Origin of the sequence: Brevundimonas bullata (genome assembly GCF_014207965.1) — a bacterium.
GTDB classification, from domain to species: domain Bacteria; phylum Pseudomonadota; class Alphaproteobacteria; order Caulobacterales; family Caulobacteraceae; genus Brevundimonas; species Brevundimonas bullata_A.
Genome location: NZ_JACHLM010000004.1, coordinates 278,524 through 304,165 on the forward strand (window position 1 = coordinate 278,524; position 25,642 = coordinate 304,165).

Genomic DNA, 25,642 nt, shown 5'->3' on the forward strand with positions numbered 1-25,642 from the left:
CCCTTAAGCCTTCTGCGCGTCCAGCCAGCGGACCGCATCGGCGTCGCGGGCCGACAGGTCCGGGAAGTCGGCGTCGGAGCCGACATCCGGCACCCGGCGCCAGGAACGGGCGCACTTGGGATAGTCGGCCAGCTTGACCTCGACAGTGACGGCGTCGCCGCCGACCACAAGTTCAGCGCCCGAGGTGCGGAAGACCTCGGCGGCGTCCAGACCCTCGAACGGGGCCAGCAGGTCAGCCGGGGCCGTGACCACCGGCCAGGCGTCCAGCGCCCCGCCGATCAGCTTGTCGCGACGGGCCGCTTCCAGCGCCTCGTTGACGACTTCCAGCACCGTGTTGACCCCGGCCCAACGTTTAGCCTCGACGGGGTTGCGCCATTCGCCCGGCGTTTCCGGGATGACGCGGGCGCAGTTGCTGCCGGCGTCCGGGAAGCGCGTGGTCCAGGCCTCTTCCATGGTGAAGGGCGTCAGCGGCGCCAGCCAGGCGGTCAGGCGCATGAAGACCTCGTCCATCACCGTGCGGGCGGCGCGGCGACGGACGCTGTCGGGACGGTCGCAGTAGAGACTGTCCTTGCGCACATCGAAATAGAGCGCCGACAGGTCGCCCGAGCAGAACTCCAGCACCGGACGGACCACGTCCTGGAAGCGGTATTCCTCGTAGGCCTGACGCACCTGACCGTCCAGTTCCCACAGACGGTGCAGGATGAACTGCTCCAGCGGCGGCATCTCCGAACGATCAAGGCGTTCCGCCTCGTCGAAGCCGTTCAGGGCGCCCAGCAGATAGCGGACCGTGTTGCGCAGCTTGCGGTAGGCGTCGACCGTGGTCTGCAGGATCTGCTTCCCGATCCGCTGGTCCTCGGCGTAGTCCACCAGGGCGACCCAGAGGCGCAGGATGTCGGCGCCCGACTCCTTGATGACGACGGCCGGGTCGGTGGTGTTGCCACGCGACTTCGACATCTTCTCGCCGTTCTCGTCCTGGGTGAAGCCGTGGGTCAGGACGGCGTCATAGGGGGCGCGACCGCGCGTGCCGGAACCCTCCAGCAGGTTGGACTGGAACCAGCCGCGGTGCTGGTCGGAGCCTTCCAGATAGAGGTCGGCGGGCCAGTGCGACGGGCGGTCGCCGACATAGCCGTGAGCCGGATCGCGGGCCTCCAACGTGAAGGCGTGGGTGCAGCCGGAGTCGAACCAGACGTCCAGGATGTCCTGGATCTTCTCGAAGCGGTCGGCGTCGTGCGCGCCCAGGAAGTCGGCGTCAGGCCGATCAAACCAGGCGTCGGCGCCGCCCTCGGACACGGCCTTCAGGATGCGGGTGTCGACCTCGGGGTCATGCAGGGGCTGGCCCGTCTGCTTGTCCACGAACATGGCCAGGGGCGTGCCCCAGGCGCGCTGACGGCTGATCAGCCAGTCGGGACGGCTCTCGACCATGGAGCGGATGCGGTTCTTGCCCGCCGCCGGGTGGAAGGCGGTGGCGTCGATGGCCGTCAGGGCCTTGTCGCGCAGGGTTGCACCGTCTTCCAGTTCTTCATCCATGCGGATGAACCATTGGGGCGTGTTGCGGAAGATGATGGGGGCCTTGGAGCGCCACGAGTGCGGATAGGAGTGCTCCATCCGGCCGCGCGCCAGAAGATTGCCGGCCTCGATCAGCTTTTCCATCACCGCGCCGTTGGCGGGGCCGAACTTGCCGGTCTTCTTGCCCTCGGTCTCCAGCACCTTGAGGCCGGCGAACAGGGGAACGTGCTCATAATAGGCGCCGTCGGCGTCCACCGTGTCCGGCACCTCGCGGTGGCCGTGGGCCAGCCAGACGGCATAGTCGTCCGCGCCGTGGCCCGGCGCGGTGTGGACGAAGCCGGTCCCGGCGTCATCGGTCACATGGTCACCGGCCAGCAGGGGCACGGAGAAGCCATAGCCGCTGTCCAGCGCCGCCAGCGGATGGGCGCATTCCAGACCCGAGGGGTTGATGGCGTCGACGCGGGTGAATCCGCTGATCTTGGCCGCCTTGAACACGTCCTCGGCCAGCTTGTCGGCGATGATGAAGCGATCGCCCGGCTTGGCCCAGGGCTCGTAGTCCAGTCCCTCTTCCAGAGCCGTGACCTCATAGAGGCCATAGGCGATCTCGGGGCCATAGCTGATGGCGCGGTTGGCCGGGATGGTCCAGGGCGTGGTCGTCCAGATCACCACCGAGGGCGTGGCCGCGCGGAAGGACAGCAGGTCGTCGGGATGGCTGTCGGTCGCGCCGACCACCGGGAACTTGACCCAGATCGTGGGCGAGACGTGGTCGTGATACTCGACCTCTGCATCGGCCAGGGCCGTGCGCTCGACCGGCGACCACATCACCGGCTTGGAGCCGCGATACAGCTGGCCCGAGTTCTTGAACTTGTGGAACTCGGCGACGATGGCCGCCTCGGTCGAAAAGTCCATGGTGGCGTAGCGGTTGTCGAAGTCGCCGGTGATGCCCAGGCGCTTGAACTGATCGCGCTGCACGTCGATCCAGCCGGCGGCGTATTCACGGCAGGCCTTGCGGAACTCCGACTTGGAGACCTCGTCCTTGCGGCGGCCCTTGGCGCGGAACTGCTCCTCGATCTTCCACTCGATCGGCAGACCGTGGCAGTCCCAGCCGGGCACATAGTCCACGTCGTAACCCAGCAGGAAGCGCGAGCGGACCACGAAGTCCTTCAGCGTCTTGTTCAGGGCATGGCCGATGTGGATGTCGCCGTTGGCGTAGGGCGGGCCGTCGTGCAGGACGTAGAGCGGCGCCTTCTGGGCCTGACGTGTCGCGCGCAGGTGGCTGTAGAGGTCGCCCCAGGCGGCGATGATCTCCGGCTCCTTCTTGGGCAGCCCGCCGCGCATGGGGAAGGGCGTCTCGGGCAGGAAGACGGTGTCGCGATAGTCGCGGCCCGATGCTTCAGTGGCGGTGTCGTTGGTGGCGTCGGCCATGGGGTAATCTTTGTCTTTGTGCGCGGGCGCCGAGGAGGCGGCGCGGACGCAGTCTAGCGTGAAGGCCGTTGGACGGCATCGGCGATATTCGATCCCGACGTGCGCGGGGCTCTACGGCCCTGGCGCTACGCCGGGCGGCTAATCGAAATCGGACGGATCACGCGAACGGTCATGGTTGAAACCGTCTAGCAGACCGGGCGGCGCCTGCGCCATAGTCGATGCAAACAGAGGGAGGCGATCAGATGCGCGTTCAGGCGATGACGGCGGCGGCAGTGCTGGCTTTGACGGCGGCCTGTTCGCCCGCAGAGGAGAAGGCCCCCGCCCCCGCCCCCGCCGCCGAAGCGCCGCTGACTGGCCGCGCGGCCATCTATGCTGCGGGCGAGCGGGACGCCGAGGCCTTCGTCCGCGCTCTCTACGCCAACGCCGCCGCGCCCCTGGCGAACGATCCGGCGGCGGCGACGATCAGCCCCGGTCGCGACCCGCTCTATTCCCGCACCCTGAACGCCCTGATCGGCGTCGACTTCCGCGAGGCCCAGTCCCGGAATGAGGTCCCCTATCTGAACTATGACCCCGTCTGCGCCTGTCAGGACGCCGACGGCTTCGCCCTGACCGGGCTGAAGATGACGCCCGACGGCGAGAAGGCGGCCTCGGCCGATGCGACCTTCACCAACCACGGCGAAACGCAGCAACAGACCCTGAAGCTGGTCAAGGAAGGCCCCATGTGGCGCATCGCCGACGTCGTCGACGCCAAGGGGCAGTCCCTGCATGACGCGCTGATGGCCATCGCCGAGCGTGCGGAGGGCTGACCGCAACTCCTGCGACACGCGACCGTTAGCGATCCTGTCATCATCGTGTTAAGAGCCCCGCCCCTTATAGCGGCGGCGGTGTCGCCAAAGCCTTTCAGACTTCTAGGAGAAGCCACACATGAGCAGGGTGCTGGTTATCGGTGCAGGCGGCGTCAGCTCTGTCGCCGTCCACAAGATGGCGATGAATGCGGACATCTTCTCGCATATCACCCTGGCGAGCCGCACGAAGTCCAAGTGCGACGCCATCGCCGAATCCGTGAAGTCGCGCTTTGGCGTGACCATCGACACGGCCCAGATCGACGCCGACGACGTCGCCGCGACCACGGCCCTGATCCAGTCGGTCAAGCCGGCCCTGGTGGTCAACCTGGCCCTGCCGTATCAGGACCTGGCCATCATGGACGCCTGCCTGGCCGCCGGCGTCAACTACCTCGACACGGCCAACTATGAGCCGCGCGACGAAGCCAAGTTCGAATACAAGTGGCAGTGGGCTTACCAGGACAAGTTCAAGGAAGCCGGCCTGATGGCGCTGCTCGGCTCGGGCTTCGACCCCGGCGTGACCTCGGTCTTCGCCACCTACACCAAGAAGCACCTGCTGGACCGGATCGACACGCTCGACATCCTGGACTGCAACGGCGGCGACACGGGTCTGCCCTTCGCCACCAACTTCAACCCGGAAATCAACCTGCGCGAAGTGACCGCTGAGTCGCGTCACTGGGAAAACGGCCAGTGGGTCGAGGGCCCGGCCCTGAGCCACAAGCAGGAGTTCAACTTCGAAGGCGTCGGCCCGAAGAACATGTACCTCATGTACCATGAGGAACTGGAGTCGCTGGCCAAGTTCTACCCGGAAATCAAACGCATCCGCTTCTGGATGACCTTCGGCGACAGCTATCTGAAGCACCTCGAGGTGCTGGAAAACATCGGCATGACCTCGATCGAGCCGATGATGTTCCAGGGCCGCGAGATCATTCCGATCGAGTTCCTGAAGGCCCTGCTGCCGGAACCCTCGTCGCTGGGTCCGATCACCAAGGGCAAGACGAACATCGGCACCATCGCCACCGGCGAGAAGGACGGCGTTCAGAAGACCTTCTACGTCAAGAACATCTGCGACCACGAAGCCGCCTATGCCGAAACCGGCAACCAGGCTGTCAGCTACACCACGGGCGTTCCGGCCATGATCGGCGCGGCCATGATGCTGACCGGCACGTGGAAGGGCGAAGGCGTCTTCAACATGGAGCAGCTGGACCCCGATCCCTTCATGGACATGCTGAACAAGCATGGCCTGCCGTGGACCGTGGAAGAGCTGGACGCCCCTCTCGCGTTCTAAAATGCTCGCCTTCTAGAGACCTGAGTGAAAAGACGACATGGAAACCAAGGCCGGCGATCCCGGAGCCTTTGCTCATTTTGATCTGAACCGCGTCGCCTCGCCCGCTTTCGTGGTGGACGAGGCTGCGGTGCGGCGCAATCTGGCCGTGCTGAAGGACGTGCGCGACCGGGGCAATGCCCGGGTCCTGCTGGCGCTCAAGGCCTTTTCCATGTGGTCGCTGGCGGACGTCGTCGGGGAATACCTCGACGGCGTCTGCGCCTCCGGTCTGTGGGAGGCGCGGCTGGCGCGCGAGTTCTACAAGGGCGAGCTGACCACCTATTCGCCCGCCTACAAGGCCGAGGATCTGCCCGAGATCCTGCGCCTGTCCGACCACGTCATCTTCAACTCGCCGGATCAGGTCACGCGCTTCGCCGACCTGATCGCAGAGGCCCGCGCGGCTGGCGAGACCTTCGAGATCGGCCTGCGGCTGAACCCCGAACACTCCGAGGGCGAGGTCGCCAAGTACGACCCGGCCCAGCCCTGCTCGCGTCTGGGATTCCCGGTGTCGCAGCTGCGCCCCGAGCATATGCAGGGCGTCGACGGCCTGCATATCCACGCCCTGTGCGAACAGGATTTCGAGCCCCTGGCCCGTATCTGGGCGGCGGTGGAGCCCAAGCTGGCGCCCCTGCTGGGCGGGGTGAAGTGGCTGAACCTCGGCGGCGGCCACCACGTGACCCGCGCCGACTACCAGACCGACCGTCTAGTCGCCTTCCTGAACAAGATCGCCGAACGCCACGGGGTGCAGGTCTATCTGGAGCCGGGCGAGGCCGTGGCGCTGGACGCCGGCATCCTGATCGGCGAGGTGCTGGACGTCTTCGACAACGGCATGCCCATCGCCATCACCGACATTTCAGCCACCTGCCATATGCCGGACGTGATTGAGGCCCCCTACCGCCCCGCCATGCTGCATGAACCCGCGGACGGCGTCACAGTGCGTCTGGGCGGTCCGTCCTGCCTGGCCGGCGACATCATCGGCGACTACGTCTTCGCCGAACGCCCGACGCCCGGAACGCGCCTCGCCTTCCTCGATCAGGCCCACTATTCGATGGTGAAGACCAACACCTTCAACGGCGTCCCCCTGCCCGCCATCGCCCTGTGGAACAGCGCCACGGACGAGCTGCGGATGGTCAAGGAGTTCGACTGGACGGAGTTCCGCGACCGGCTGTCGTGAGGTGACGAGCGGCGTTGTAGTTCAGCGCTCGAAATCGAGAAACCACTCATAGAGCCTAATGGTCATCGATGTTTCAGAACGAACGCAACTACGAACCGGCTGTCGAAGCGTTAAAACCTGCGCTTCACAATTTACCCGGCAAAATCGTCGCAATCACTGGACTGCCGGGCGTCGGCAAAACTTCTCTGGGGCGATATCTAGCTTACCGCTTCAATGTCTCGCTGATCGAGACGGACCTGTTCCTTCGCCGAGCGTGTGGAGCGATGGAACACCATGAGGATTTAATCGACCAGGTCATTGGCACCAGGCTCGACCAAGAAGACCCTGAACGGCAGCGACCAGTTGTCATCGAGGGAGCGACTGTGCTGCGCCTATTGGATCGGCTGGGACGCAGACCAGACTTCATTATCCAAGTCATCAACAGCGACGCTCCAGCGAGCAACCCCAGGTTGGCAAAAGAGCTGGAAGGCTACGATGCCGAATATACACCAGCCTCCGCAGCCGATTTATTTCTCGACTTTTCAGCTAGCTAATAGCTGTTTTAGGCAGCACGAGATCCGAACCGAAGAGCGGTCAGCCCAGCACGGCCCGCGCCGCCGACGCGTCCGCCTCGATCTGGACCTTCAGTTCATCCAGCCCGTCGAACTTCATCTCGCCGCGCAGGAAGGCGACCAGTTCGGTCTCAATGGTCTGGCCGTAGAGGCTCTCGTTGAAGTCCAGCAGCCAGACTTCCAGCAGAGGCTGTTCAATCTCGAACATGGGGCGGACGCCCAGGTTGGCGACGCCCTTCACGACCCGGCCGTCCTGCAAACGGGTGCGCGTGGCATAGACCCCGTAGGCGGGGCGCATATAGTCGCCCATGGCGATGTTGGCGGTCGGCACGCCGATGGTGCGGCCGCGCTTGTCGCCGTGGATCACCTCGCCCTGGATGGCGTAGGGGCGGCCCAGGATGGCGGCGGCGCGGTCCATGTCGCCGGCCTTCAGCGCCTCGCGTACGGCGGACGATGACAGCTTCAGGCCCGAGGCGTCGTCGATGCGGTCGGTGACGGAGACGGTGAAGCCCAGGGTTTCGCCATAGGTGCGCAGCAGGGCGGGCGAGCCGGAACGGCCCTTGCCGAAGGTGAAGTCGAAGCCGACGGCGGCGTGGGCGATGCCCAGACCTTCGGACAGGACACGACGGGCGAACGCCTCGTCGGTCATCCCGGCCATCTCGGCGTCGAAGGGGATCAGGTAAAGGCGGTCGACGCCCAGCGGCGCCAGAGCCCGAGCCATCTGGTCCGGGGTCATCAGACGGAAAGGCGCGGCGTCCGGCTGGAATAACCGACGCGGGTGCGGGTCGAAGCTGACGACGCCCAGCGGCGCACCCAGACGCTGGGCCGCCTCTCGGGCCGAGGCGATCACCGCCTGATGACCGCGGTGCACGCCGTCAAACGCGCCGACGGCCACCGCCGCCCCGCGTTGCGAGGCCGGCAGGCCGCGCCAGCCGCGAATGACCTCAACCACGTCGGGGGCTCAGCGGGCCGAGGGCTTGCGCCGACGCGGCACGCGCACGACGGCCACGCCGTCCATGATCAGCTTGTCGCCGACAAAGCCTTCGCATTTCAGTTCGACGCGGGCGCTGTCGGACTCCATCTCGATCACCGTGATGACGATGCGGACCGAATCGCCGATGCGGACCGGGAAGTGGAAGGCCAGGGTCTGCGAAATATAGATGGACCCAGCGCCCGGCAGGATGGTGCCGACCACGGCCGAGCCGAAGGCGGCGCTCAACAGGCCGTGGGCGATTCGGCCGCGATAGGCGGTCTTGGACGCAAATTCTTCGTCCAGGTGCACCGGATTGAAGTCGTCCGACGCCTCGGCGAACAGGCGAATACGGTCCTCGGTGACGTGGACGGTCTTCTCTGCGGCCATGCCGACGTGGAGTTCATCGAGGATGTAACCGCCCGACGGATGCTGTGTGACGTATTCGACCATCAGCGGCCTTTACGGCAGGTGCGACGAAATGGCGAGCCTCACCAGGCCAGTTCGAGCGCGGCGTAGCGGGCGAAGGTCGTCTCGGCTCGGAGCAATTCACCGGCAAGCGCCGGATCCAGGGTTCCGTCCGGCCCCTTGGCCGCGTCGCCGTGGATGCCCTGCGCGATGAACAGGCAGTCCAGCGCCTGCTCGGCCGCGCCCAGAACATCGGTGATGACGCCGTCGCCGATGCACAGGACGCGCGAACGATCCACCGGACGGCCCATCAGCTTTTGCGCCTCGCGCAAGGCCAGTTCGTAGATGGGGCCGAAGGGCTTGCCCGCCATGACCACGCGTCCGCCCATGGACTCGTAGAGGTCGGCGATGGCGCCGCCGCAGTAGATGATGCTGTCGCCCTTCTGCACGATGCGGTCGGGGTTGGCGCAGATCAGCTCCAGATCGCGCTCGACGGCGGGGATCAGGCGTTCGCGGTAGTCCTCGGGCGTCTCGGTCGCGTCGTCGAACAGGCCGGTGACGGACAGGAAGGCGGCGTCCGTCGCGTCATGGGCGCTGGTCAGGTTCAGCCCCTCGTACAGAACGAAGTCGCGGTCCGGGCCGATGATCCACGCCGGGCCAGGGGCGCGGCGGGCCAGTTCGGCGCGGGTGGCGTCGCCCGAGGTGACGAAGGCCTTCCAGGCGCTGCGCGGCACGCCGAGCGCATCCAGCTGCGCCACCACATCCGAGGACGGGCGCGGCGAGTTGGAGATCAGGACGACATGGCCGCCCTTGGCGTTGAAATCGGCCAGGGCGGTGCAGGCGGTGGGCCAGCTCTCGCGGCCGTTGTGGATCACGCCCCAGACGTCGCACAGCAGGATGTCATAGTCGTCGGCGACAGCGGACAGGTGAGGCAGGGCGTGAGGCAGGGTCATGGTCCGGTTATAGCCCCCCGAACGCAGGGGGGAAGGCCGCAACCGGCCCCTTGCCCCATCGGCCAGGCATCAAACCCGCGTTGATTTCCCTCTTCGCCCTCGCCCTGCTTCCTGCTAACCGGCTTGAGACATGAAAATTTCTCGCCTCGCCTATGCCGCCTACGGCATCGCCCTCGTCGTCATCGTGTTGGACCAGCTGACCAAGGCCTGGGTCCTGGGCGCCATCGACGCAGCGCACATCTCGCAGATCCCCGACGGCTATCGCATCGCCGAGGTCGCCCCGCCCTTCTTCAACCTGACCTATGTGCTGAACACCGGCGTCAGCTTCGGCCTGTTCGGCGGCGGCGCAGGACGCTGGGTCCTGAGCGTCTTCTCGGTCCTGGTGGCGATCGCCCTCGCCGTCTGGGCGACGCGCTCGGATCGCAAGCTGCTGGCCGCGGCCATCGGCCTGGTCATGGGCGGCGCCCTGGGCAACGTTTTCGACCGCATCCGTTTCGGCGGGGTCGTGGACTTCCTCGACTTCTCGGGATCGGGCCTGTTTCCGTGGATTTTCAACATTGCCGACGCAGGCATCACCGTGGGCGTCGTCCTGCTGATCCTGGACAGCTTCCTCTCCGAACGTCGTCCAACGGTTGGCGTGGCCAACGAAAAGTCGTAATCACCCCCTCTTCACTGTCGTCCCGAGCCAGCGCCGTTGGGCGCGCCTCCCGGAGCCGAGCTGACCTTATGCGTATCCGCAACGCCGTTACCGTGGCCCTTTTCGCCACTACCGCCCTCAGCCTGACCGCCTGCGCCAGCGTGAAGCAAAGCATTGGCCTGTCGAAGGTCGTTCCCGACGAATTCGTCACCGTCGCCAGCGCCCCTCTGTCGCTGCCGCCGGAATACGGCCTGACCCCGCCGTCGCCGGGCCAGCCCCGTCCGCAGGAACTGGCCCCCGAAAGCGCCGCCCGTCAGATCCTGCTGGGTCAGCGCCAGGCTGTGACCCGCACCGGCGGCGAACAGGCCCTGGTGACCCAGGCCGGCGCCGACCGCGCCGATCCCCTGGCCCGCTACGTTGTCGATGACGAGTTCGGCGACCTGGCCCACAAGGAAGAAAGCTGGGCCAACCGCGTGCTGTTCTGGCGCAAGAACGACCCTGCGACCCAGGCTCCGACCGTCACCCAGACGGCGGAAGGCGCGCGCACTGTCGACGCCACCACCGAACACGCCCGTCTGCAGGCCCTGACGGGCGGCCGGCAAGGCATCGCCATCACCCCGCGTCAGGATCGCGGCTTCAAGCTGCCCGGCCTCTAAAAAGACTGAAGGCGAAGAGAATCAGGGGCGCGTTCGTTTCGACGGACGCGCCCTTTTCCTTGCGGACCTCTGTCCGTCAGGCCGTCAGAACGCGGGGCAGTTTGAACGATACGGTTTCTCGCGCGCCGTCGTCCTCGGTCACGGTCGCATCGAACCGATGGCGGATGGCGTCGATCAGGGCCTCGATCAGAGGTTCGGGCGCCGAGGCCCCGGCGGTGACGCCCACGGTCGTCACCCCCTCGAACCAGGACCACTCGACGTCGCTGGCGTCATCGACCAGACGGGCGTCGCCCGCCCCGGCCTTGAGCGCCACATCGACCAGACGCGCCGAGTTGGACGAGTTCTTGGACCCAACCACCAGCACCAGCTGACAGCCCTCGCCCAGACGTTTGACCGCCTCTTGCCGGTTGGTGGTGGCGTAGCAGATGTCTTCCTTGTGCGGGTCCGGCAGTTCCGGGAAGCGCCGCTTCAGCGCCGCCAGGATGTCGGCCGTATCGTCCACTGACAGCGTCGTCTGCGTGGCGTAGGCCAGAGGTTGATCCCCAGGCCGCTGGAAGTTTTCTGCGTCCGCCACCGTCTCGACCAGACTGATCGAACCCGGCGGCAGCTGCCCCATGGTTCCCACCACCTCCGGGTGACCGGCGTGGCCGATCAGGATGATGTGGCGGCCCTGCTCGTGATGGCGCTCGGCCTCGACATGGACCTTGGACACCAGGGGACAGGTGGCGTCGAGGAACAGCAGCTCGCGCGCCCGAGCGGTCGCCGGCACCGACTTGGGCACGCCGTGGGCCGAAAAGACGACCGGCCGGTCGTCAGGGCATTCGTCCAGTTCCTTGACGAAGACGGCGCCCATGCCCTTCAGCCGCTCGACGACGTGGCGGTTGTGAACGATCTCATGGCGCACATAGACGGGGGCGCCGAACTTCTCGATGGCGCGCTCCACGATCTGGATGGCCCGGTCCACCCCGGCGCAGAAGCCGCGCGGCGTGGCGAGGCGCACGTGGAGGGGGCGGCGTTCAAAGGCGGAGGGCGATACGGGCGCGTTCATGGCCCGGAACCTAGTCGCTCAAGCGGCTTACCGCCACCGGCTGCATGGTCGCGTTTGCCGCGCCTCGCTTTAGCCGCTATCACCACCGAGCGTGGCTTGGTCGGACGTCCGATCGTCCCGCGCCCCCTTCGACTGCCGGAAAGCTCCTGATGCGTCGCGTCCTGACCGCCCTCGCCGCCCTCTCCCTCGCGGCCGCGCTGATTCCCCAATCCGCCGAGGCCCAGTCCGGCGGCCGTCCAGGCGGCCAGCAGAGCCGTGAACAATCCCCCGACCAGGGCACGTCGCAGCGCTCGCGCCAGGTGCGCATCGCACCGCTGTCGCGCCGCGCCAACGCCGGCCCCTGCCCCTATGTGAAGGTGCTGTACGACGCCGCCCGCTATGTCGAGATGGCTGACTTCAGCCGCCCCTCCACGGCAGGCGTCGGTTTCACCGGCGAGATCGAGGGCGTCACTGCCGATTGCGTCTATCGCGACGCCGATCCGATCCGCCTGGACTTCAACGTCCTGTTCAACCTCGGCAAGGGTCCGCAGGCCTCTGGCGACGGCCGCACCTATCGCTACTGGGTGGCCGTGACCGAGCGGAACAGCGCTGTTCTGGCCAAGGAATATTTCGATCTGCCGGTGAACTTCGACGGCCAGACCACCACCTCGGTCCAGCAGGCGCAGACCATCGTCATCCCCCGCGCCGACGCCACCACCAGCGGCAATAATTTCGAAGTCCTGATCGGCTTCGACATCACGCCGGAGATGGCCGAGTTCAACCGCTCGGGCAGCCGCTTCCGCGTCACCGCCGGCCAGACCCAACCGAACCCCTAAGCACATGACCGATCTCAAGACCTCTCTCAGCGAAGCGGTCGCCACCGCCTTCGCCGCCGAAGGCGTGGACGCCGCCCTGGCCCGCGTGGTCGCCTCCGACCGCCCCGACCTGGCCGACTTCCAGTCCAACGGCGCCCTGGCCGCCGCCAAGGCGCTGAAGGCCAACCCGCGCGAACTGGCCGCCAAGGTCGCCGAGCGTCTCAGCAACGATCCGCGCCTGTCCTCGGTCGAGGTCGCCGGCCCCGGCTTCATCAACCTGAAACTGTCTGACGCCGCCCTGGCCCAGCGCGCCGCCGAGGTGGCCGCCGACGAGACCCTGGCCGGCGCCTCGCTGAACACGCCGTCGCGCAAGGTCGTCATCGACTACGCCGGTCCCAACGTGGCCAAGCCGATGCACGTCGGCCACCTGCGCTCCTCCATCATCGGCGAGAGCCTGAAGCGGCTGTTCCGCTTCCGCGGCGACATCGTCTGGGGCGACGCCCACTTCGGCGACTGGGGCTTCCAGATGGGCCTGCTGATCACCGCCTGCGGCGACGAAGGCCTCGCCCTGCCGTTCATGGCCGACGGCGACGGCCCCTTCCCCGCCAACAGCCCGGTCACGTTGGAAGACCTGGAACGCCTCTATCCGCAGGCCGCCGCCAAGGCCAAGGAAGACCCCGCCTTCCGCGACCGCGCCCGCAAGGCCACCGCAGAACTGCAGGCTGGTCGCCCCGGCTACCGCGCCCTGTGGGCCCATTTCGTCGCCGTCAGCCGCACCGCGCTGGAGCGTGAATTCGGCGCGCTCGATGTCACCTTCGACCTGTGGAACGGCGAGTCCGACGCCGATCCCCTGATGCCGGAAATGCTGGCGCATCTGAAGGAAACCGGCCTGCTGGTCGAGGACGACGGCGCCCAGGTGGTCCACGTCGCCAGGCCCGGCGAGACCCGCAAGAAGAAGCTGGCCGACGGCTCGGTCATCGAGGCCCCCAGCCCGCCGCCCCTGCTGGTGGTGTCGTCGGAAGGCTCGGCCATGTACGGCACGACCGACCTGGCCACCATTCTGGACCGCCGCAAGTCCATCGACCCCGACCTGATCCTCTACGTCGTCGACGAGCGTCAGGCCGAGCATTTCGAACAGGTGTTCCGGGCCGCTTATCTGGCCGGTTACGCGCCCGAGAAGTCGCTGGAGCACCTTGGCTTTGGCACCATGAACGGGGCCGACGGCAAGCCGTTCAAGACTCGCGCGGGCGGCGTGCTGAAGCTGCACGACCTGATCACCATGGCCACCGACAAGGCGCGCGAGCGTCTGAAGGAAGCCAAACTCGGCGACGACCTGCCGGAAGCCGAGTTCGAGGACATCGCCCGCAAGGTGGCGGTCGCCGCGTTGAAATTCGCCGACCTGTCGAACAATCGCACCACCAGCTACGTCTTCGATCTCGACCGCTTCATGAGCTTCGAGGGCAAGACCGGCCCCTATCTGCTGTATCAGGCCGTGCGGGTGAAATCCCTGCTGCGCAAGGCGGCCGATCAGGGCGTCGAGATCGCCCCCATCGCCATCGTCGAACCGGCCGAACGCGACCTGGCCCTGACGCTGGACGCCTTCGATGCGGCCACAGCGGACGCCTATGACAAGCGCTCGCCCAACCTGATCGCCGAGCACGCCTATCGCCTGGCGCAGAGCTTCTCCAAGTTCTACGCCGCCTGCCCGATTCTGGTCGCGCCGGACGCCGCCACCAAGGGCTCGCGCCTGGCCCTGGCCGCCGCCAGCCTGCACCAGCTGGAAACGGCGCTGGGCCTGCTGGGCATCGAGACGCCCGAGCGGATGTAATGTCAGCGCCCTTCTCCCGATGGGAGAAGGTGGCCCGAAGGGCCGGATGAGGGTCGACGCTTTCAGTCGGCGTGAGCCGTTGCGCTACGGCTTACGCCGACAGGACCGTTAGCCCCTCACCCTTTCGCCTTACGGATCGCTTCGCTCTCCGGGGCTCAAGCCCTCTCCCGCCGGGAGAGGGGCTCTGCTGGTGACGGACAGGGGCGCATTCGCTAAGGTCGAGGCCAAGTTACGGAGCCTCCCCCATGTCCCTCGACGCCTTCATCGCCGGCCTGCCCAAGGCCGAACTGCATCTGCACATCGAGGGCTCGCTCGAGCCCGAACTGATGTTCGAACTGGCGCAGCGCAACGGCGTCGCCATCCCCTACGACAGCGTCGAGGCCGTGCGCGCGGCCTATGACTTCTCGAACCTTCAGGACTTCCTCGACATCTATTACGCGGGCGCCGCCGTGCTGCTGACGCGCAAGGATTTCGAGGATCTGGCCTTCGCCTATTTCCAGCGCGCCGCCGCCGACAACGTGCGCCACGCCGAGATCTTCTTCGATCCCCAGACCCATACCGACCGGGGCGTGCCCTTCGGCGTGGTGGTCGAGGGCCTGATCGCGGGCATGGACCGGGCCAAGGCCGAGCTGGGCGTCACCAGCGGCCTGATCCTGAGCTTCCTGCGCCACCTGAGCGAGGACGAAGCCTTCGCCACGCTGGAGGCCGCCAAGCCCTATCTGCACCACTTCATCGGCGTCGGGCTGGATTCGTCGGAGGTCGGCCACCCGCCGTCCAAGTTCCAGCGCGTCTTCGCCGCCGCCCGTGATCTGGGCCTGAAACTATGCGCCCACGCTGGCGAGGAAGGCCCGCCCGCCTATGTGCAGGAGGCCCTGGACCTGCTGCACATCGACCGCATGGACCACGGCAACCGCTCGATGGAGGACGAGGCCCTGATCGCTCGTCTGGCCGCCGAGCAGATGACCCTGACGGTCTGCCCCCTGTCGAACCTGAAGCTGTGCGTAGTCAAGGACCTGAAGGACCACCCGGTCCCCGAGATGCTGCGCCGCGGCCTGCACGTGACGCTGAACTCGGACGACCCCTCCTATTTCGGCGGCTATGTGAACGCCAACTACATCCAGTTGGCGAACGCGGTAGGCCTGACGCGCGAGCAGGTGACGCAGCTGGCGAAGAACAGCTTCGAGGGCAGCTTCCTGAGCGACGCCGACAAGGCCGCGCGGATTGCAGAAGTGGACGCCTACGCGGCGGCGCACTGATCTTCTCTTTCGTCATCCCGGACAGGCCGAAGGCCTGATCCGGGACCGCCGGAAGCGCATCCGTTTGATTGTCGCGGGGTGTGTAGGCCCCTCTCCCTTACCGCTCATCCCGGCGGACGCCGGGATCCAGTAAGAGCTCCACGCGCATCGGCTATATCACGCGTCGTACTGCGTCGTGCTTGAAGCCAAAGCACTGGATCCCGGCGTCCGCCGGGATGAGCGGGATTTTTTGGCGTTGTGTCCGGCTCTGCGAGGCTTGGCCGGGATGACGGTGTGAAGGTTACGCCGCCGCGATCTGATCGACCTCGTTGGCCGAGCCGAGGGCCACCGGGATGCGCTGGTGCAGTTCGGTCGGGGTCACGTCCAGAATGGCCTGTTTGCCGTCCGTCGTCGCCTTGCCGCCTGCCTGTTCGATCAGGAAGGCCATGGGGTTGCCTTCGTACATCAAGCGCAGCTTGCCGGGCTTGTTCGGCTCGCGCTTGTCCCACGGGTAGAGGAAGACCCCGCCGCGCATCAGGATGCGGTGGACGTCGGCTACCATGGCGGCGACCCAGCGCATGTTGAAATTCTTGCCCCGAGGACCGTCCGCGCCCTGCAGGCAACCGTCGATGTAGCGCTGCACGCTCTCGGCCCAGTGGCGCTGGTTCGACATGTTGATGGCGAACTCCTTGGTGTCCGCCGGGACCGTGATCCGCTCGTGCGTCATCAGCCACTGGCCGTCATGCGACAGGGTGAAGCCGGCCACGCCCTGGCCCGTGGTCAGCACCAGCATGGTCTGACCGCCATAGACGGCATAGAGCGCCGCGACCTGATGACGGCCGGACTGCAGGAAGTCGGCCTCGGTCGGCGTCGCCGAGGGCGCCTTCAGCACCGAGACGATGGTGCCGACCGGCGCATTGATGTCGATGTTGGACGAGCCGTCCAGCGGGTCGAACAGGACCAGGTATTCGCCCGTCGGGTTCGTCGCCGGCTGGACCGTATCCATCTCCTCGGACGCCACGCCCGCCACGGCCGGGCAGGCCAACAGCATATCCGTCAGGACGTCGTTGGAGATGACGTCGAGCTTCTTCTGCTCCTCGTCCTGGACGTTGACGACGCCGGATGCGCCCAAGGCGCCGACCAGAGCCCCGCCCGAGACGATCTTGCGGATCTCGACGCAGGCGGCGGCGGCGGCCGTCAGAGTCTGGCTCAGAGCCTGCGGCAGAGCGAGCGAGGCCAGGTGGGCGGCGAGGTCGGTACGGGCGGTCATGGCGGCGTTCAATCCTGTCACGAGAGCAGTTCGGCTCCTCATGGCCTTTCGGATCGTACACGGCAAGTCCGGCGCCGCTTGACTTCGGCCCGGAGTCGGGGCCTTAGGTCGAGCGCTCTCGCGGGAGAGATCGGCGGTCGTGTAACGGCTGTCGGGGCCGAAGGCGCAACCGCCCCGGAAACGCTCAGGCAAAAGGACCGCGAGGGCGCACGGACGCTGGAAAGTCGCCCCCCTTCCCGGGATTCATGGGCGCGCCGACGGAGCAAGGCTGCTCGCCCCCTGGGCGACGGTCGGAATCTCTCAGGCTTCAGGACAGCGGGGGCGCGACGACGGCGAAGCTATCGCCGCAACCCGCGACCGGAGGATGCTCGATGAGCGACCAGGCCCTGAAGACCACCCCCCTCAACGCGGCGCACCGCGCCCTTGGCGCCCGCATGGTCGGCTTCGGCGGCTATGACATGCCGGTCCAGTACGAAGGCGTCCTGGCCGAGCACCGCTGGACCCGCGAACACGCCGGCCTGTTCGACGTCTCGCACATGGGTCAGGCCAAGATCACAGGCGCCGACGCGATTGCGCAGTTCCAGCGCTTCGTCCCTGGCGACTATGAAATCCTGAAGGCCGGCAAGCAGAAGTATTCCCTGCTGCTGAACGCCGAGGGCGGCATCATGGACGACCTGATGGCGGGCAAGCCCGACCATGACGGCCTCTATGTCGTGGTCAACGCCGGCAACAAGGACGCCGACTTCGCCTTCCTGAACGCCAATCTGGCGGGCGACGCCAAGCTGACCGTCCTGGACGACCGCGCTCTGCTGGCCATCCAGGGGCCGGAAGCCGCCGAGGTCATGGCCAAGCACGAACCCGCTCTGGCCGAGATGGGCTTCATGGATTCGGCCCGTCTGATGCTGTTCGGCGTCGACTGCTTCGTCTCGCGCTCGGGCTACACCGGCGAAGACGGCTATGAGATTTCCGTGCCGAACGCCGATGCCGAGCGGGTCTGGAACCTGCTGCTGTCCGACGCCCGCGTGAAGCCGATCGGCCTGGGCGCCCGCGACTCCTTGCGCCTCGAAGCCGGTCTGCCCCTGCACGGCCACGACATCGACGCCGGAACCACCCCGGTCGAGGCCGCGCTGACCTTCGCCCTGTCCAAGTCGCGCAAGGAAGCCGCCGACTTCAACGGCGCCGAACGCATCCTGAAAGAACTGGCCGACGGCTCGTCGCGCGTCCGCATCGGCCTGAACGTCAAGGAAGGCGCCCCGGCCCGCGAAGGCGCCGAGATCGCCGACATGGACGGAAACATCATCGGCAAGATCACCTCGGGCGGCCCCTCGCCAACCTTGGGACACAACATCGCCATGGGCTACGTCCCGCCGGCCTTCGCCGAACTGGGAACGGACCTGAAAGTCATCGTGCGCGGCAAACCCGCCGCCGCCGAAGTCGTCGCCACACCCTTCGTGGCCACTCGCTATTATCGCAAACCTAAAGCCTGAGAGATCAGACACATGCGCTTCACCAAAGATCACGAGTGGGTTCGCCTCGAGGGCGACGTCGCCACGGTCGGCATCTCCAAGCACGCTGCTGACGCCCTGGGCGACGTGGTGTTCGTCGAGACGCCGGAAGCCGGCAAGACCGTCTCGGTCGGCGACAGCTTCGCCGTCGTAGAATCGGTCAAGGCCGCTTCGGACGTTTACGCCCCGGTCGCCGGCGAAGTGGTCGAGGGCAACGCCGCCCTGGCCTCGGCCCCGGAAACCGTCAACGCCGATCCCGAAGGCGAAGGCTGGTTCGCCAAGATCAAGGTCTCTGACGCCTCGGCCGTCGAAGCCCTGATGGATCAGGCCGCCTACGACGCCTACCTGACCACCCTTTAAGGCTCCCGCCTTCTCCGCTCAGCCTCGCGGAAGCGGGGACCCAGCTCTTTGGGATCAAGCAGCGGTGTTTGAAGCTTAAACCTGGGTCCCCGCTTCCGCGGGGATGAGCGGAATAAAGTAATGCGCTACCTCCCCCTGACGCCCGACGACCGTGAGGCCATGCTGGCCGCCATCGGCGCGAAATCCATCGACGACCTGTTCATCGACGTGCCGCAGGCCGCGCGCCGCGACGGCTTTGTCGCCCTGCCCCGCGTGGCGGGCGAGCTGGAGGTCGAACGGGCCCTCTCGGCCATGGCGGGCAAGAACGCCACGGCCTCGATCGTGCCCTTCTTCTGCGGCGCCGGCGCCTACAAGCACCACGTCCCGGCCACGGTCGATCACGTGATCCAGCGGTCGGAGTTCCTGACCAGCTACACCCCCTACCAGCCGGAAATCGCCCAGGGGACCCTGCAGTACCTGTACGAGTTCCAGACCCAGGTCGCGAACCTGACCGGCATGGAGGTCGCCAACGCCTCGCTCTATGACGGCTCGACCGCCATGGCCGAGGGCGTGCTGATGGCCACCCGCGTGACCCGCCGCAACAAGGCCGTCATCTCGGGCGGCGTGCATCCCCACTACGTCAAGGCCACCGAAACCGTCGTCCACGCCGTCGGCGTCGAGACCCAGGCCCTGACCGCTGCGGTTGACGCCGAAGACGCCGTCATCGCCGCCATCGACAAGGACACCGCCTGCGTCGTCGTCCAGACCCCCAACGTCTTCGGCACCGCCACCGACCTGACCAAGATCGCCGAGGCCGCCCACGCCGCCGGCGCCCTGCTGATCGTCGTCGTCACGGAAGCCGTGTCGATGGGCCTGCTCAAGTCGCCCGGCGAAATGGGCGCCGACATCGTCGCGGCCGAAGGCCAGTCGATCGGCAACGCCCTGAACTTCGGCGGCCCCTACATCGGCCTGTTCGCCACCCGCGAGAAGCTGCTGCGCCAGACCCCCGGCCGCTACTGCGGTGAGACGGTGGACGCCGACGGTCGTCGCGGCTTCGTCCTGACCCTGTCCACGCGCGAGCAGCACATCCGCCGCGACAAGGCCACGTCGAACATCTGCACCAACTCGGGCCTCTGCTGCCTGGCCTTCACCATCCACATGAGCCTGCTGGGTGAGACGGGCCTGCGCCAGATGGCCCTGCTCAACCACGAGAAGGCCGTCGCCACCCGCGACGCCCTGGCCGCCATTCCCGGCGTCGAGGTCCTGACCCCGCGCTTCTTCAACGAGTTCGCGGTCAAGCTGCCGAAGAACGCCGCCGAGGTGGTTCAGACCCTGGCCGACAACGGCATCCTGGCCGGCGTGCCCTACAGCCGTCTGGCCCCGGAAGCGGGTCTGGACGATGTCCTGCTGGTCGCCGCGACCGAGACCACGCTGGACGCCGACATCAAGATCCTGGCGGGTGCGCTCGCCAAGGTCCTGGCCGCCTAAAGGGAGTTTGGAACCATGAGCACGATGAACACTGTCGGCCGTCCGACCGCCCCGAACGCCCTGCCGGACAACGACTACAAGCACCCGACCCTGACGGGCGCGCGCGGCCTGTTGCAGGACGAGCACCTGATCTTCGAAGGCGAAGGCTGGGGCAAGACCGGGGTCGACCTGCCCGAGCCCGCCACCGACGGTTCGGACCTGGGCGACCTGGTCCGCAAGGACCCCATTGGGCTTCCGGGTCTGTCGGAACCGGAGGCCATGCGCCACTATGTGCGCCTGAGCCAGAAGAACCACGCCATCGACCTGGCCATCTATCCGCTGGGTTCGTGCACGATGAAGCACAACCCGCGCCTGAACGAGAAGATGGCGCGTCTGCCGGGCTTCTCGGATATCCACCCGCTGCAGCCGCAATCGACGGTTCAGGGCGCGCTGGAGCTGATGGACAACCTGGCCCATTGGCTGACGACGCTGACGGGCATGCCCGCGGTCGCCCTGTCGCCCAAGGCCGGCGCGCACGGCGAGCTGTGCGGCCTGATGGCCATCCGCGCCGCCCACGAAGCCAAGGGGGAGCATGAGCAGCGCCGCAAGGTTCTGGTCCCGACCTCGGCCCACGGCACCAACCCGGCCACCGCCGCCTTCGTCGGCTATTCGGTGGTCGAGGTCGCCCAGACCGACGACGGCCGCGTGGATGTGGCCGACTTGGCGTCCAAGCTCGGTCCGGACGTGGCCGCCATCATGGTCACCAACCCGAACACCTGCGGCCTGTTCGAGCGCGATATCCTGGAGATCAGCCGCCTGACGCACGAAGCGGGCGCCTACTTCTATTGCGACGGCGCCAACTTCAACGCCATCGTCGGCCGCGTTCGTCCGGGCGACCTCGGCGTCGACGCCATGCACATCAACCTGCACAAGACCTTCTCGACGCCCCACGGCGGCGGCGGTCCCGGCGCCGGTCCGGTCGTGCTGTCGGAAGCCCTGGCCCCGTTCGCGCCCGCCCCGTGGGTCGTGAACACCGGCGAGGGCTACAAGCTGGTCGAGCGCGAGGAAGACGAGGCGGCCCAGGCCTTTGGCCGTCTGTGCGCCTTCCAGGGGCAGATGGGCATGTATGTGCGCGCCCTGTCCTACATGATGAGCCACGGCTCGGACGGCCTGCGTCAGGTGGCCGAGGACGCCGTCCTCAACGCCAACTACATCAAGGCCCGCCTGTCGGACCTGATGAGCGCCGCCTTCCCCGAGGGACCGTGCATGCACGAGGCCCTGTTCGACGACGAATGGCTGAAGGGCACGGACATCACCACGCTCGACTTCGCCAAGGCGATGATCGACGAAGGCTTCCACCCGATGACCATGTACTTCCCCCTGGTCGTCCACGGGGCGATGCTGATCGAACCGACCGAGACGGAATCCAAGCAGGAGCTGGACCGCTTCATCAACGCCATGCGCCTGCTGGCCGAGGCGGCGAAAGCCGGCGACGTCGACCGCTTCAAGGGCGCGCCCTTCCATGCGCCCCTGCGGCGTCTGGACGAGACCCGCGCCGCGCGCTCGCCGCGTCTGCGCTGGTCGGCCCCGGAAGGCTCCAACATCGCCGCCGAGTAAGGCAGCGAACCCGACCCGAAGTGAAGCGCCGTGTCTTTCGAGACACGGCGTTTTGCTTTTCAGACCCCTCTTACGAAAGCTTCATTGGCACGCCACGGTTCGGCCTTGTCATCCGTGTCTGGGATAGTGTGACGGCATCGCCACGGTTGGTGTGAACTTCCCGGAGGAAGGATCGCACCGCACGAGGAGGCGTTGTCTCCCTGCCTCCCCCCTCCCGCCTGTGACGCCTTTGACCCTTGCCCTGATCCCCTTCCGCGCCGACAGCCGGCCTCGTCAGAGGCCCGGACTGCTGCGTCGCGCGGGACGGCTGGGCATGATGTCTCTGGGCTTCCTGATCATCGGCCTGGGCATCCTGATCGCCCCCCTGCCCGGTCCCGGCGGCGTGCCCGTCATCGCCCTGGGTCTGGTCCTGCTGCTGCGCAACTCCTGGTGGGCCAAGCGCCAGTTCATCCGCGCGCAGTACGCCCGGCCCAAGTGGGTCTATCCCTTCCGTCGCCTGATGCGGAAGAACCCGGAGATCGCGCCTGTCTTCTGGCAGCAGGCCCTGCGCGCCGAGAAGGTCGTGCTGCGCAAGCGTCCGTCGCGTCAGCTGATCCGGGCCCGCAAGCGCATCCGTCGCTTTTTCCGCAAGCTCTTCCGCTAAAAAGCCACATTTCATCGCACACGGTAACGTGAACGGCGGATCAGCCCGTCGCGCGCCGAACGGCGTATGCTTCCCCTCGCGTAGTCAAAAGGCAGATGGCGTTGGGAGGCGCTTTTCTCATGATGTCACGCGTAAAACAGGGAATCGTCGCCGGCTTCATAGCGACCGTCGCGGTTTCCATTCTTGAAGCGGTGAACCTCTTGTTCGCCAAGGTTTTCGATCCCTTCCCTGAAGTCGTCGCCCGCATGTTCGGATTGGGCAGCAATCTGGCGGCGGGCTGGGCGATCCACTTCGTCATCGGCTCGCTGATCATGGGGCCGCTGTTCGCGATCCTCTATGCCCGGTTGCCCACCAACACGCCTGAGACCAAGGGCATCCTGTTCGCCGTGGCGGCCTGGGTGGCGATGATGCTGATCATCACCATGATGGGCGATCCGCGCACCTTCTCCGGCAGTGCGGGCTTCGGCACCTTCGGCTGGATGTTGATCACCCACATGATCTTCGGCGGGGTGATGGGCAACGTCTTCGCCCGGATGCTGGCGCGCGAGAAACGCGCCGCTGGCTTCATCCACGGCGCGCCCGCCCACTAACGGTCGGATGCTCCTGAAACGCAAAAGGCCCCGCCGTCGCCGGCGGGGCCCGATGTGTTTGTCGCTGTGACCGCGATCAGTTCAGCTTGTCGCCGATCTGAGCGATGGCGGCGTCGAGCATGGGGTCCGACTTGGCGCCGGCCAGGCGGGCGGCCAGGATATCCTCAGCCGCCTTGGCGGCCAGCTCAGCGGCCGCAGCCTTGACCTCGGTCGTAGCCTGGGCCTCGGCCTGGGCGATGCGACGCTCGGCCAGAGCCTGACGACGGGTCAGGGCCTCTTCCAGACGCACCTTGGCTTCAGCTTCCAGACGGCGGGCGTCGGCTTCAGCGGCGGCCAGCATCTCAGCGGCCTGGGCTTCAGCTTCAGCCTTCTCCAGACGAATCTGGGCCAGCATGGCTTCGGCCTCGGCGCGCAGACGGGCGGCCTCGTCCAGTTCCGACTGGATCTTGGCGGCCTTGTCGTCCAGCGCCTTGGCGACCATTTTCGGCACACCCACGGCGATCACGATGCCGATGAAGATCAGCAGGCCGACGAGAACCCACAGCTCGGCGCTGGTTTTGACGTCCCAGAAATGGGGGTCGAAGAACATGTTCATCAGGCGGCTCCCTTGACGGCGGCGTCGGCCTCGGCGGCCGTCGGGGCCTTGCCGGTCAGACGCTCGACGATGGCGCGCGTGGTGTCCGAGGCGATAGAGGCGGCGTGAACCATGGCGCCGTCGCGGGTCGCCGCGATGGCCTTCTCGGCCTCGGCGACGCGGGCGGCGACAATGGCTTCTTCCTCGGCCTGACGGGCCTGGATTTCAGCCGCGACACGCGCCTTGGCGGCGGCGGCCGTGGCGCGGGCGTCAGCGCGAGCCTTCTCGAGGTCGGCCTTGGCGGCGTCGGCCTGGGCGGCGGCTTCGGTCTGGACCGAACGCGCGGTGGCGACGGCCGAAGAAACGGTCTCGGCCCGTTCGTCGATCACGCGGCGCAGGCGCGGCGCGAAGACCTTGGCGACGAGCACATAAAGAATAGCGAACAGGATCAGCAGGTAAACGGCCTGCCCGGCCCAGTGCTGGAACTCGAACTGCGGCAGTCCGCCGGCGTCATGCTCGGCAGCGGCGGCAGCCGCATTGGCGGGCACGTGCCCGGTTTCGGCCGCGTATTCGACGGCCTGTTCCACCGGCAAGACCGGGGGCGGAGCAGAGGGGGTTGCAGCCATGATTATCCGTCGCGAAAGCAGATGCGGCGGCGCAGCCGGTCAGGCGCGCCGCCGCTGATCAAGTGTTCGGGTTTAGCCGAGCCAGATCAGGATGCCGAGCACGAAGGCCAGGATGCCCAGGGCTTCGGCGAGGGCGGCGCCCACGAACAGGTTACCGACTTGCGACGCGGCGGCAGCCGGGTTGCGCAGGGCGCCGGCCAGGAACTGGCCGAAGATGTTGCCGACGGCCAGAGCCGAACCAACCATACCGATGGTGGCGATACCGGCGCCGATGAACTTGGCGGCTTCAGCTTCCATAATGATATTCCTAATTCTTGGAGCGTTTGGAGGGTGGGGTTTAGTACTGGTCCGCAGCCTTAGTGGCCATGACCCAGGTTGACCACATCATTGAGATAGATGCAGGCCAGAACAGCGAAGACGAAGGCCTGAAGGAAGGCCACGAGGAACTCAAGCGCAGTCAGAGCGACCACCATGCCGAGCGACAGGGCCGCCACCGGCAGGGCGAACAGGCCCACGCCGCCCGCCAGCGCCACGCCCATGAGCGAGACGATAAAGCCGGCGAAGATCTTCAGCGCCACGTGACCGCCCAGCATGTTGCCGAACAGACGAAGCGCCAGGGTCACGGGACGCAGCAGGAAGGAGAAGAATTCGATCAGGCCGACGACCGGACGCAGCACCAGAGGCGCGCTGGTCGGCCAGAACAGGCCGAAGAAGCCCAGGCCGTTCTTGGCGATGCCGATGATGACCACCAGGGCGAAGGTCAGCACGCCGAAGGTGGCGGTGACGGCCAGCTGCGAGGTGGCGGTGAACGTCAGGAACATGCCCAGCAGGTTCATCATCAGAACCAGCATGAACAGCGTAAAGACGAACGGGAAATACTTGCGACCGTCGTGGCCGATGATCGACTGAGCCAGGTTGTCGATCATGCCGAACATGGTCTCGCCCGCAGCCTGCAGACGGCCCGGGACCACCTGGGCGCGCGACGTCGAGACCTGCAGGAAGGCGATGACCAGCACAAACGCCAGCGTCATCGCCAGGTGCGAGTTGGTGAAGGCCAGGTGGACCGTACCAATGACCGGCAGCGTGACTTCACCGAAGTCGAGGCCGGGCAGCGGCGTGATCTGGAACTGATGAATCGGATCGGCCACGGGCCTTTCGCTCCTTAGTCTTCTTCTTCGCCGGCCTCGACGTAGGGAACGGGTTTCGCCGTCACTCCCGCCGCCAGGGCCTGCGCCATCAGCCGATTGGCTGTGCGGCGCGCCATGTAGATCGCCAGGGCGAAGCCCAGAAGGACTCCGACCAAAAGGCCCCAGGGGCTCGTACCGAACAAGCGGTCAAAGCCGAACCCGAGACCCAGACCAACGAAAACACCGCCGAGCAACTCGGCGATGATCTTGTAGGCCTGCCCCGTCACCGCGTGCGCAGCGAACTCGGCCGATTGCTCGACCTTGGTCCTGTCCTCCAGCGCGGATGCGCTGTCGTTGAGGCGTTTCATCGCCTCTTCGCGCGATTCCGTCATCGGGGATATGGACCTATTCGCTCAGCGTCCGACATAGGGCCGGAACGGGTCTGAATTCGGCGCGGAACCTATAGCCGAGGGGGCCTCAGGTCAAGGCGGGCCGCCCCTTAGTTAAGTTTAAGTTTTTCAGCACCTTAACTT

26 protein-coding genes and 1 riboswitch are annotated in these 25,642 nt (G+C 66.6%); of the genes, 15 read left to right on the forward strand and 11 right to left on the reverse strand.

The features are described from left to right. Nucleotides 1-3: 3 nt before the first annotated feature. Nucleotides 4-2,931 (reverse strand): isoleucine--tRNA ligase, encoded by a 2,928-nt coding sequence (gene ileS, locus HNP51_RS13350; protein WP_184271351.1) that lies wholly within the window; start codon nt 2,929-2,931, stop codon nt 4-6. A 242-nt stretch (nt 2,932-3,173) separates the two neighbouring features. Between ileS and HNP51_RS13355 the strand changes: the two genes are divergently transcribed. From HNP51_RS13355 to HNP51_RS13370, 4 genes are all read left to right on the forward strand, one after another. Further along, the gene (locus HNP51_RS13355; RefSeq protein ID WP_184271354.1) at nt 3,174-3,737 is read left to right on the forward strand and encodes a DUF3828 domain-containing protein; all 564 of its coding nucleotides are present in this window, start codon (nt 3,174-3,176) and stop codon (nt 3,735-3,737) included. A 118-nt stretch (nt 3,738-3,855) separates the two neighbouring features. Further along, nucleotides 3,856-5,061, forward strand: coding sequence for a saccharopine dehydrogenase family protein (locus HNP51_RS13360; RefSeq protein ID WP_184271357.1), 1,206 nt, complete (start codon nt 3,856-3,858; stop codon nt 5,059-5,061). A gap of 37 nt (nt 5,062-5,098) precedes the next feature. Beyond that, entirely contained in the window at nt 5,099-6,271 is a 1,173-nt protein-coding gene (locus HNP51_RS13365; RefSeq protein WP_184271361.1) for a carboxynorspermidine decarboxylase, read from the forward strand. A gap of 68 nt (nt 6,272-6,339) precedes the next feature. Next, nucleotides 6,340-6,804, forward strand: a complete 465-nt coding sequence (locus HNP51_RS13370) for a hypothetical protein (protein ID WP_184271365.1) — start codon at nt 6,340-6,342, stop codon at nt 6,802-6,804. Nucleotides 6,805-6,844: 40 nt separating this feature from the next. On the opposite strand, the gene HNP51_RS13375 is transcribed toward HNP51_RS13370, so the two are convergent. Genes HNP51_RS13375 through HNP51_RS13385 form a run of 3 tightly spaced genes read right to left on the reverse strand, consistent with a single transcriptional unit; the run spans nt 6,845 to nt 9,153 of the window. Then, nucleotides 6,845-7,774, reverse strand: a complete 930-nt coding sequence (locus HNP51_RS13375) for a bifunctional riboflavin kinase/FAD synthetase (RefSeq protein ID WP_184271368.1) — start codon at nt 7,772-7,774, stop codon at nt 6,845-6,847. Nucleotides 7,775-7,783: 9 nt separating this feature from the next. Beyond that, nucleotides 7,784-8,245: a MaoC family dehydratase gene (locus tag HNP51_RS13380; protein WP_184271371.1), complete on the reverse strand. Its 462-nt coding sequence runs from the start codon at nt 8,243-8,245 to the stop codon at nt 7,784-7,786. A 38-nt stretch (nt 8,246-8,283) separates the two neighbouring features. Continuing rightward, entirely contained in the window at nt 8,284-9,153 is an 870-nt protein-coding gene (locus HNP51_RS13385) for a TIGR01459 family HAD-type hydrolase (RefSeq protein WP_184271374.1), read from the reverse strand. 130 nt (nt 9,154-9,283) lie between these two features. On the opposite strand from HNP51_RS13385, the gene lspA reads away from it, so the two are divergent. Beyond that, nucleotides 9,284-9,811 (forward strand): signal peptidase II, encoded by a 528-nt coding sequence (gene lspA, locus HNP51_RS13390; RefSeq protein WP_184271377.1) that lies wholly within the window; start codon nt 9,284-9,286, stop codon nt 9,809-9,811. Nucleotides 9,812-9,879: 68 nt separating this feature from the next. Beyond that, entirely contained in the window at nt 9,880-10,446 is a 567-nt protein-coding gene (locus HNP51_RS13395) for a DUF3035 domain-containing protein (protein WP_184271379.1), read from the forward strand. 76 nt (nt 10,447-10,522) lie between these two features. On the opposite strand, the gene ispH is transcribed toward HNP51_RS13395, so the two are convergent. Further along, the gene (gene ispH / locus HNP51_RS13400) at nt 10,523-11,494 is read right to left on the reverse strand and encodes a 4-hydroxy-3-methylbut-2-enyl diphosphate reductase (RefSeq protein WP_184271382.1); all 972 of its coding nucleotides are present in this window, start codon (nt 11,492-11,494) and stop codon (nt 10,523-10,525) included. Nucleotides 11,495-11,643: 149 nt separating this feature from the next. On the opposite strand from ispH, the gene HNP51_RS13405 reads away from it, so the two are divergent. From HNP51_RS13405 to HNP51_RS13415, 3 genes are all read left to right on the forward strand, one after another. Continuing rightward, nucleotides 11,644-12,309, forward strand: coding sequence for a Tat pathway signal sequence domain protein (locus tag HNP51_RS13405; RefSeq protein ID WP_184271385.1), 666 nt, complete (start codon nt 11,644-11,646; stop codon nt 12,307-12,309). Nucleotides 12,310-12,313: 4 nt separating this feature from the next. Next, nucleotides 12,314-14,116, forward strand: a complete 1,803-nt coding sequence (gene argS, locus HNP51_RS13410) for an arginine--tRNA ligase (RefSeq protein ID WP_184271388.1) — start codon at nt 12,314-12,316, stop codon at nt 14,114-14,116. A 245-nt stretch (nt 14,117-14,361) separates the two neighbouring features. Beyond that, a complete protein-coding gene (locus HNP51_RS13415) occupies nt 14,362-15,372 on the forward strand; it encodes an adenosine deaminase (RefSeq protein WP_184271390.1) in 1,011 nt (336 codons plus the stop codon). A gap of 280 nt (nt 15,373-15,652) precedes the next feature. On the opposite strand, the gene HNP51_RS13420 is transcribed toward HNP51_RS13415, so the two are convergent. Continuing rightward, nucleotides 15,653-16,621, reverse strand: a complete 969-nt coding sequence (locus HNP51_RS13420) for a class 1 fructose-bisphosphatase (protein ID WP_184271393.1) — start codon at nt 16,619-16,621, stop codon at nt 15,653-15,655. A gap of 111 nt (nt 16,622-16,732) precedes the next feature. Further along, a riboswitch (glycine riboswitch) is annotated at nt 16,733-16,831 on the forward strand. A 161-nt stretch (nt 16,832-16,992) separates the two neighbouring features. Here HNP51_RS13420 and gcvT point away from each other — a divergent pair. From gcvT to HNP51_RS13450, 6 genes are all read left to right on the forward strand, one after another. Further along, entirely contained in the window at nt 16,993-18,108 is a 1,116-nt protein-coding gene (gene gcvT, locus HNP51_RS13425) for a glycine cleavage system aminomethyltransferase GcvT (RefSeq protein ID WP_184271397.1), read from the forward strand. A 12-nt stretch (nt 18,109-18,120) separates the two neighbouring features. Continuing rightward, nucleotides 18,121-18,486 (forward strand): glycine cleavage system protein GcvH, encoded by a 366-nt coding sequence (gene gcvH / locus HNP51_RS13430; RefSeq protein ID WP_184271400.1) that lies wholly within the window; start codon nt 18,121-18,123, stop codon nt 18,484-18,486. Between the two features lie 120 nt (nt 18,487-18,606). Then, complete coding sequence (gene gcvPA / locus HNP51_RS13435; RefSeq protein ID WP_184271404.1) at nt 18,607-19,953, forward strand: aminomethyl-transferring glycine dehydrogenase subunit GcvPA; 1,347 nt, start codon at nt 18,607-18,609, stop codon at nt 19,951-19,953. 15 nt (nt 19,954-19,968) lie between these two features. Next, on the forward strand, nt 19,969-21,549 hold the full coding sequence (gcvPB, locus tag HNP51_RS13440; protein ID WP_184271408.1) for an aminomethyl-transferring glycine dehydrogenase subunit GcvPB: 1,581 nt from the start codon (nt 19,969-19,971) through the stop codon (nt 21,547-21,549). A gap of 220 nt (nt 21,550-21,769) precedes the next feature. Then, nucleotides 21,770-22,192 (forward strand): hypothetical protein, encoded by a 423-nt coding sequence (locus HNP51_RS13445; RefSeq protein ID WP_409360125.1) that lies wholly within the window; start codon nt 21,770-21,772, stop codon nt 22,190-22,192. Nucleotides 22,193-22,311: 119 nt separating this feature from the next. Continuing rightward, nucleotides 22,312-22,782, forward strand: coding sequence for a DUF6789 family protein (locus tag HNP51_RS13450; RefSeq protein WP_184271411.1), 471 nt, complete (start codon nt 22,312-22,314; stop codon nt 22,780-22,782). A gap of 76 nt (nt 22,783-22,858) precedes the next feature. Here HNP51_RS13450 and HNP51_RS13455 read toward each other — a convergent pair whose 3' ends face one another. The 5 genes from HNP51_RS13455 to HNP51_RS13475 all read right to left on the reverse strand — a co-directional run bounded on the left by HNP51_RS13455 (nt 22,859) and on the right by HNP51_RS13475 (nt 25,477). Beyond that, nucleotides 22,859-23,377 (reverse strand): F0F1 ATP synthase subunit B, encoded by a 519-nt coding sequence (locus tag HNP51_RS13455; RefSeq protein ID WP_184271414.1) that lies wholly within the window; start codon nt 23,375-23,377, stop codon nt 22,859-22,861. After that, entirely contained in the window at nt 23,377-23,982 is a 606-nt protein-coding gene (locus tag HNP51_RS13460; RefSeq protein ID WP_184271417.1) for a hypothetical protein, read from the reverse strand. Before HNP51_RS13460 ends, HNP51_RS13455 begins: the two co-directional genes overlap by 1 nt. Nucleotides 23,983-24,054: 72 nt before the next feature. Beyond that, nucleotides 24,055-24,279 (reverse strand): F0F1 ATP synthase subunit C, encoded by a 225-nt coding sequence (locus HNP51_RS13465; protein WP_046651755.1) that lies wholly within the window; start codon nt 24,277-24,279, stop codon nt 24,055-24,057. Nucleotides 24,280-24,338: 59 nt separating this feature from the next. Continuing rightward, complete coding sequence (locus tag HNP51_RS13470; RefSeq protein ID WP_184271420.1) at nt 24,339-25,130, reverse strand: F0F1 ATP synthase subunit A; 792 nt, start codon at nt 25,128-25,130, stop codon at nt 24,339-24,341. Between the two features lie 14 nt (nt 25,131-25,144). After that, a complete protein-coding gene (locus HNP51_RS13475) occupies nt 25,145-25,477 on the reverse strand; it encodes an AtpZ/AtpI family protein (RefSeq protein WP_260398493.1) in 333 nt (110 codons plus the stop codon). Between the last annotated feature and the right edge of the window lie 165 nt (nt 25,478-25,642).

Excerpts from the sequence above, each read along its gene's own strand:
- ileS (WP_184271351.1), bottom strand. The coding sequence starts at position 2,931 with ATGGCCGACGCCACCAACGACACCGCCACTGAAGCATCGGGCCGCGAC.
- HNP51_RS13355 (WP_184271354.1), top strand. The coding sequence starts at position 3,174 with ATGCGCGTTCAGGCGATGACGGCGGCGGCAGTGCTGGCTTTGACGGCG.
- HNP51_RS13360 (WP_184271357.1), top strand. The coding sequence starts at position 3,856 with ATGAGCAGGGTGCTGGTTATCGGTGCAGGCGGCGTCAGCTCTGTCGCC.
- HNP51_RS13365 (WP_184271361.1), top strand. The coding sequence starts at position 5,099 with ATGGAAACCAAGGCCGGCGATCCCGGAGCCTTTGCTCATTTTGATCTG.
- HNP51_RS13370 (WP_184271365.1), top strand. The coding sequence starts at position 6,340 with ATGTTTCAGAACGAACGCAACTACGAACCGGCTGTCGAAGCGTTAAAA.
- HNP51_RS13380 (WP_184271371.1), bottom strand. The coding sequence starts at position 8,245 with ATGGTCGAATACGTCACACAGCATCCGTCGGGCGGTTACATCCTCGAT.
- HNP51_RS13385 (WP_184271374.1), bottom strand. The coding sequence starts at position 9,153 with ATGACCCTGCCTCACGCCCTGCCTCACCTGTCCGCTGTCGCCGACGAC.
- lspA (WP_184271377.1), top strand. The coding sequence starts at position 9,284 with ATGAAAATTTCTCGCCTCGCCTATGCCGCCTACGGCATCGCCCTCGTC.
- HNP51_RS13395 (WP_184271379.1), top strand. The coding sequence starts at position 9,880 with ATGCGTATCCGCAACGCCGTTACCGTGGCCCTTTTCGCCACTACCGCC.
- ispH (WP_184271382.1), bottom strand. The coding sequence starts at position 11,494 with ATGAACGCGCCCGTATCGCCCTCCGCCTTTGAACGCCGCCCCCTCCAC.
- HNP51_RS13405 (WP_184271385.1), top strand. The coding sequence starts at position 11,644 with ATGCGTCGCGTCCTGACCGCCCTCGCCGCCCTCTCCCTCGCGGCCGCG.
- argS (WP_184271388.1), top strand. The coding sequence starts at position 12,314 with ATGACCGATCTCAAGACCTCTCTCAGCGAAGCGGTCGCCACCGCCTTC.
- HNP51_RS13415 (WP_184271390.1), top strand. The coding sequence starts at position 14,362 with ATGTCCCTCGACGCCTTCATCGCCGGCCTGCCCAAGGCCGAACTGCAT.
- HNP51_RS13420 (WP_184271393.1), bottom strand. The coding sequence starts at position 16,621 with ATGACCGCCCGTACCGACCTCGCCGCCCACCTGGCCTCGCTCGCTCTG.
- gcvT (WP_184271397.1), top strand. The coding sequence starts at position 16,993 with ATGAGCGACCAGGCCCTGAAGACCACCCCCCTCAACGCGGCGCACCGC.
- gcvH (WP_184271400.1), top strand. The coding sequence starts at position 18,121 with ATGCGCTTCACCAAAGATCACGAGTGGGTTCGCCTCGAGGGCGACGTC.
- gcvPA (WP_184271404.1), top strand. The coding sequence starts at position 18,607 with ATGCGCTACCTCCCCCTGACGCCCGACGACCGTGAGGCCATGCTGGCC.
- gcvPB (WP_184271408.1), top strand. The coding sequence starts at position 19,969 with ATGAGCACGATGAACACTGTCGGCCGTCCGACCGCCCCGAACGCCCTG.
- HNP51_RS13450 (WP_184271411.1), top strand. The coding sequence starts at position 22,312 with ATGATGTCACGCGTAAAACAGGGAATCGTCGCCGGCTTCATAGCGACC.
- HNP51_RS13455 (WP_184271414.1), bottom strand. The coding sequence starts at position 23,377 with ATGAACATGTTCTTCGACCCCCATTTCTGGGACGTCAAAACCAGCGCC.
- HNP51_RS13460 (WP_184271417.1), bottom strand. The coding sequence starts at position 23,982 with ATGGCTGCAACCCCCTCTGCTCCGCCCCCGGTCTTGCCGGTGGAACAG.
- HNP51_RS13465 (WP_046651755.1), bottom strand. The coding sequence starts at position 24,279 with ATGGAAGCTGAAGCCGCCAAGTTCATCGGCGCCGGTATCGCCACCATC.
- HNP51_RS13475 (WP_260398493.1), bottom strand. The coding sequence starts at position 25,477 with ATGAAACGCCTCAACGACAGCGCATCCGCGCTGGAGGACAGGACCAAG.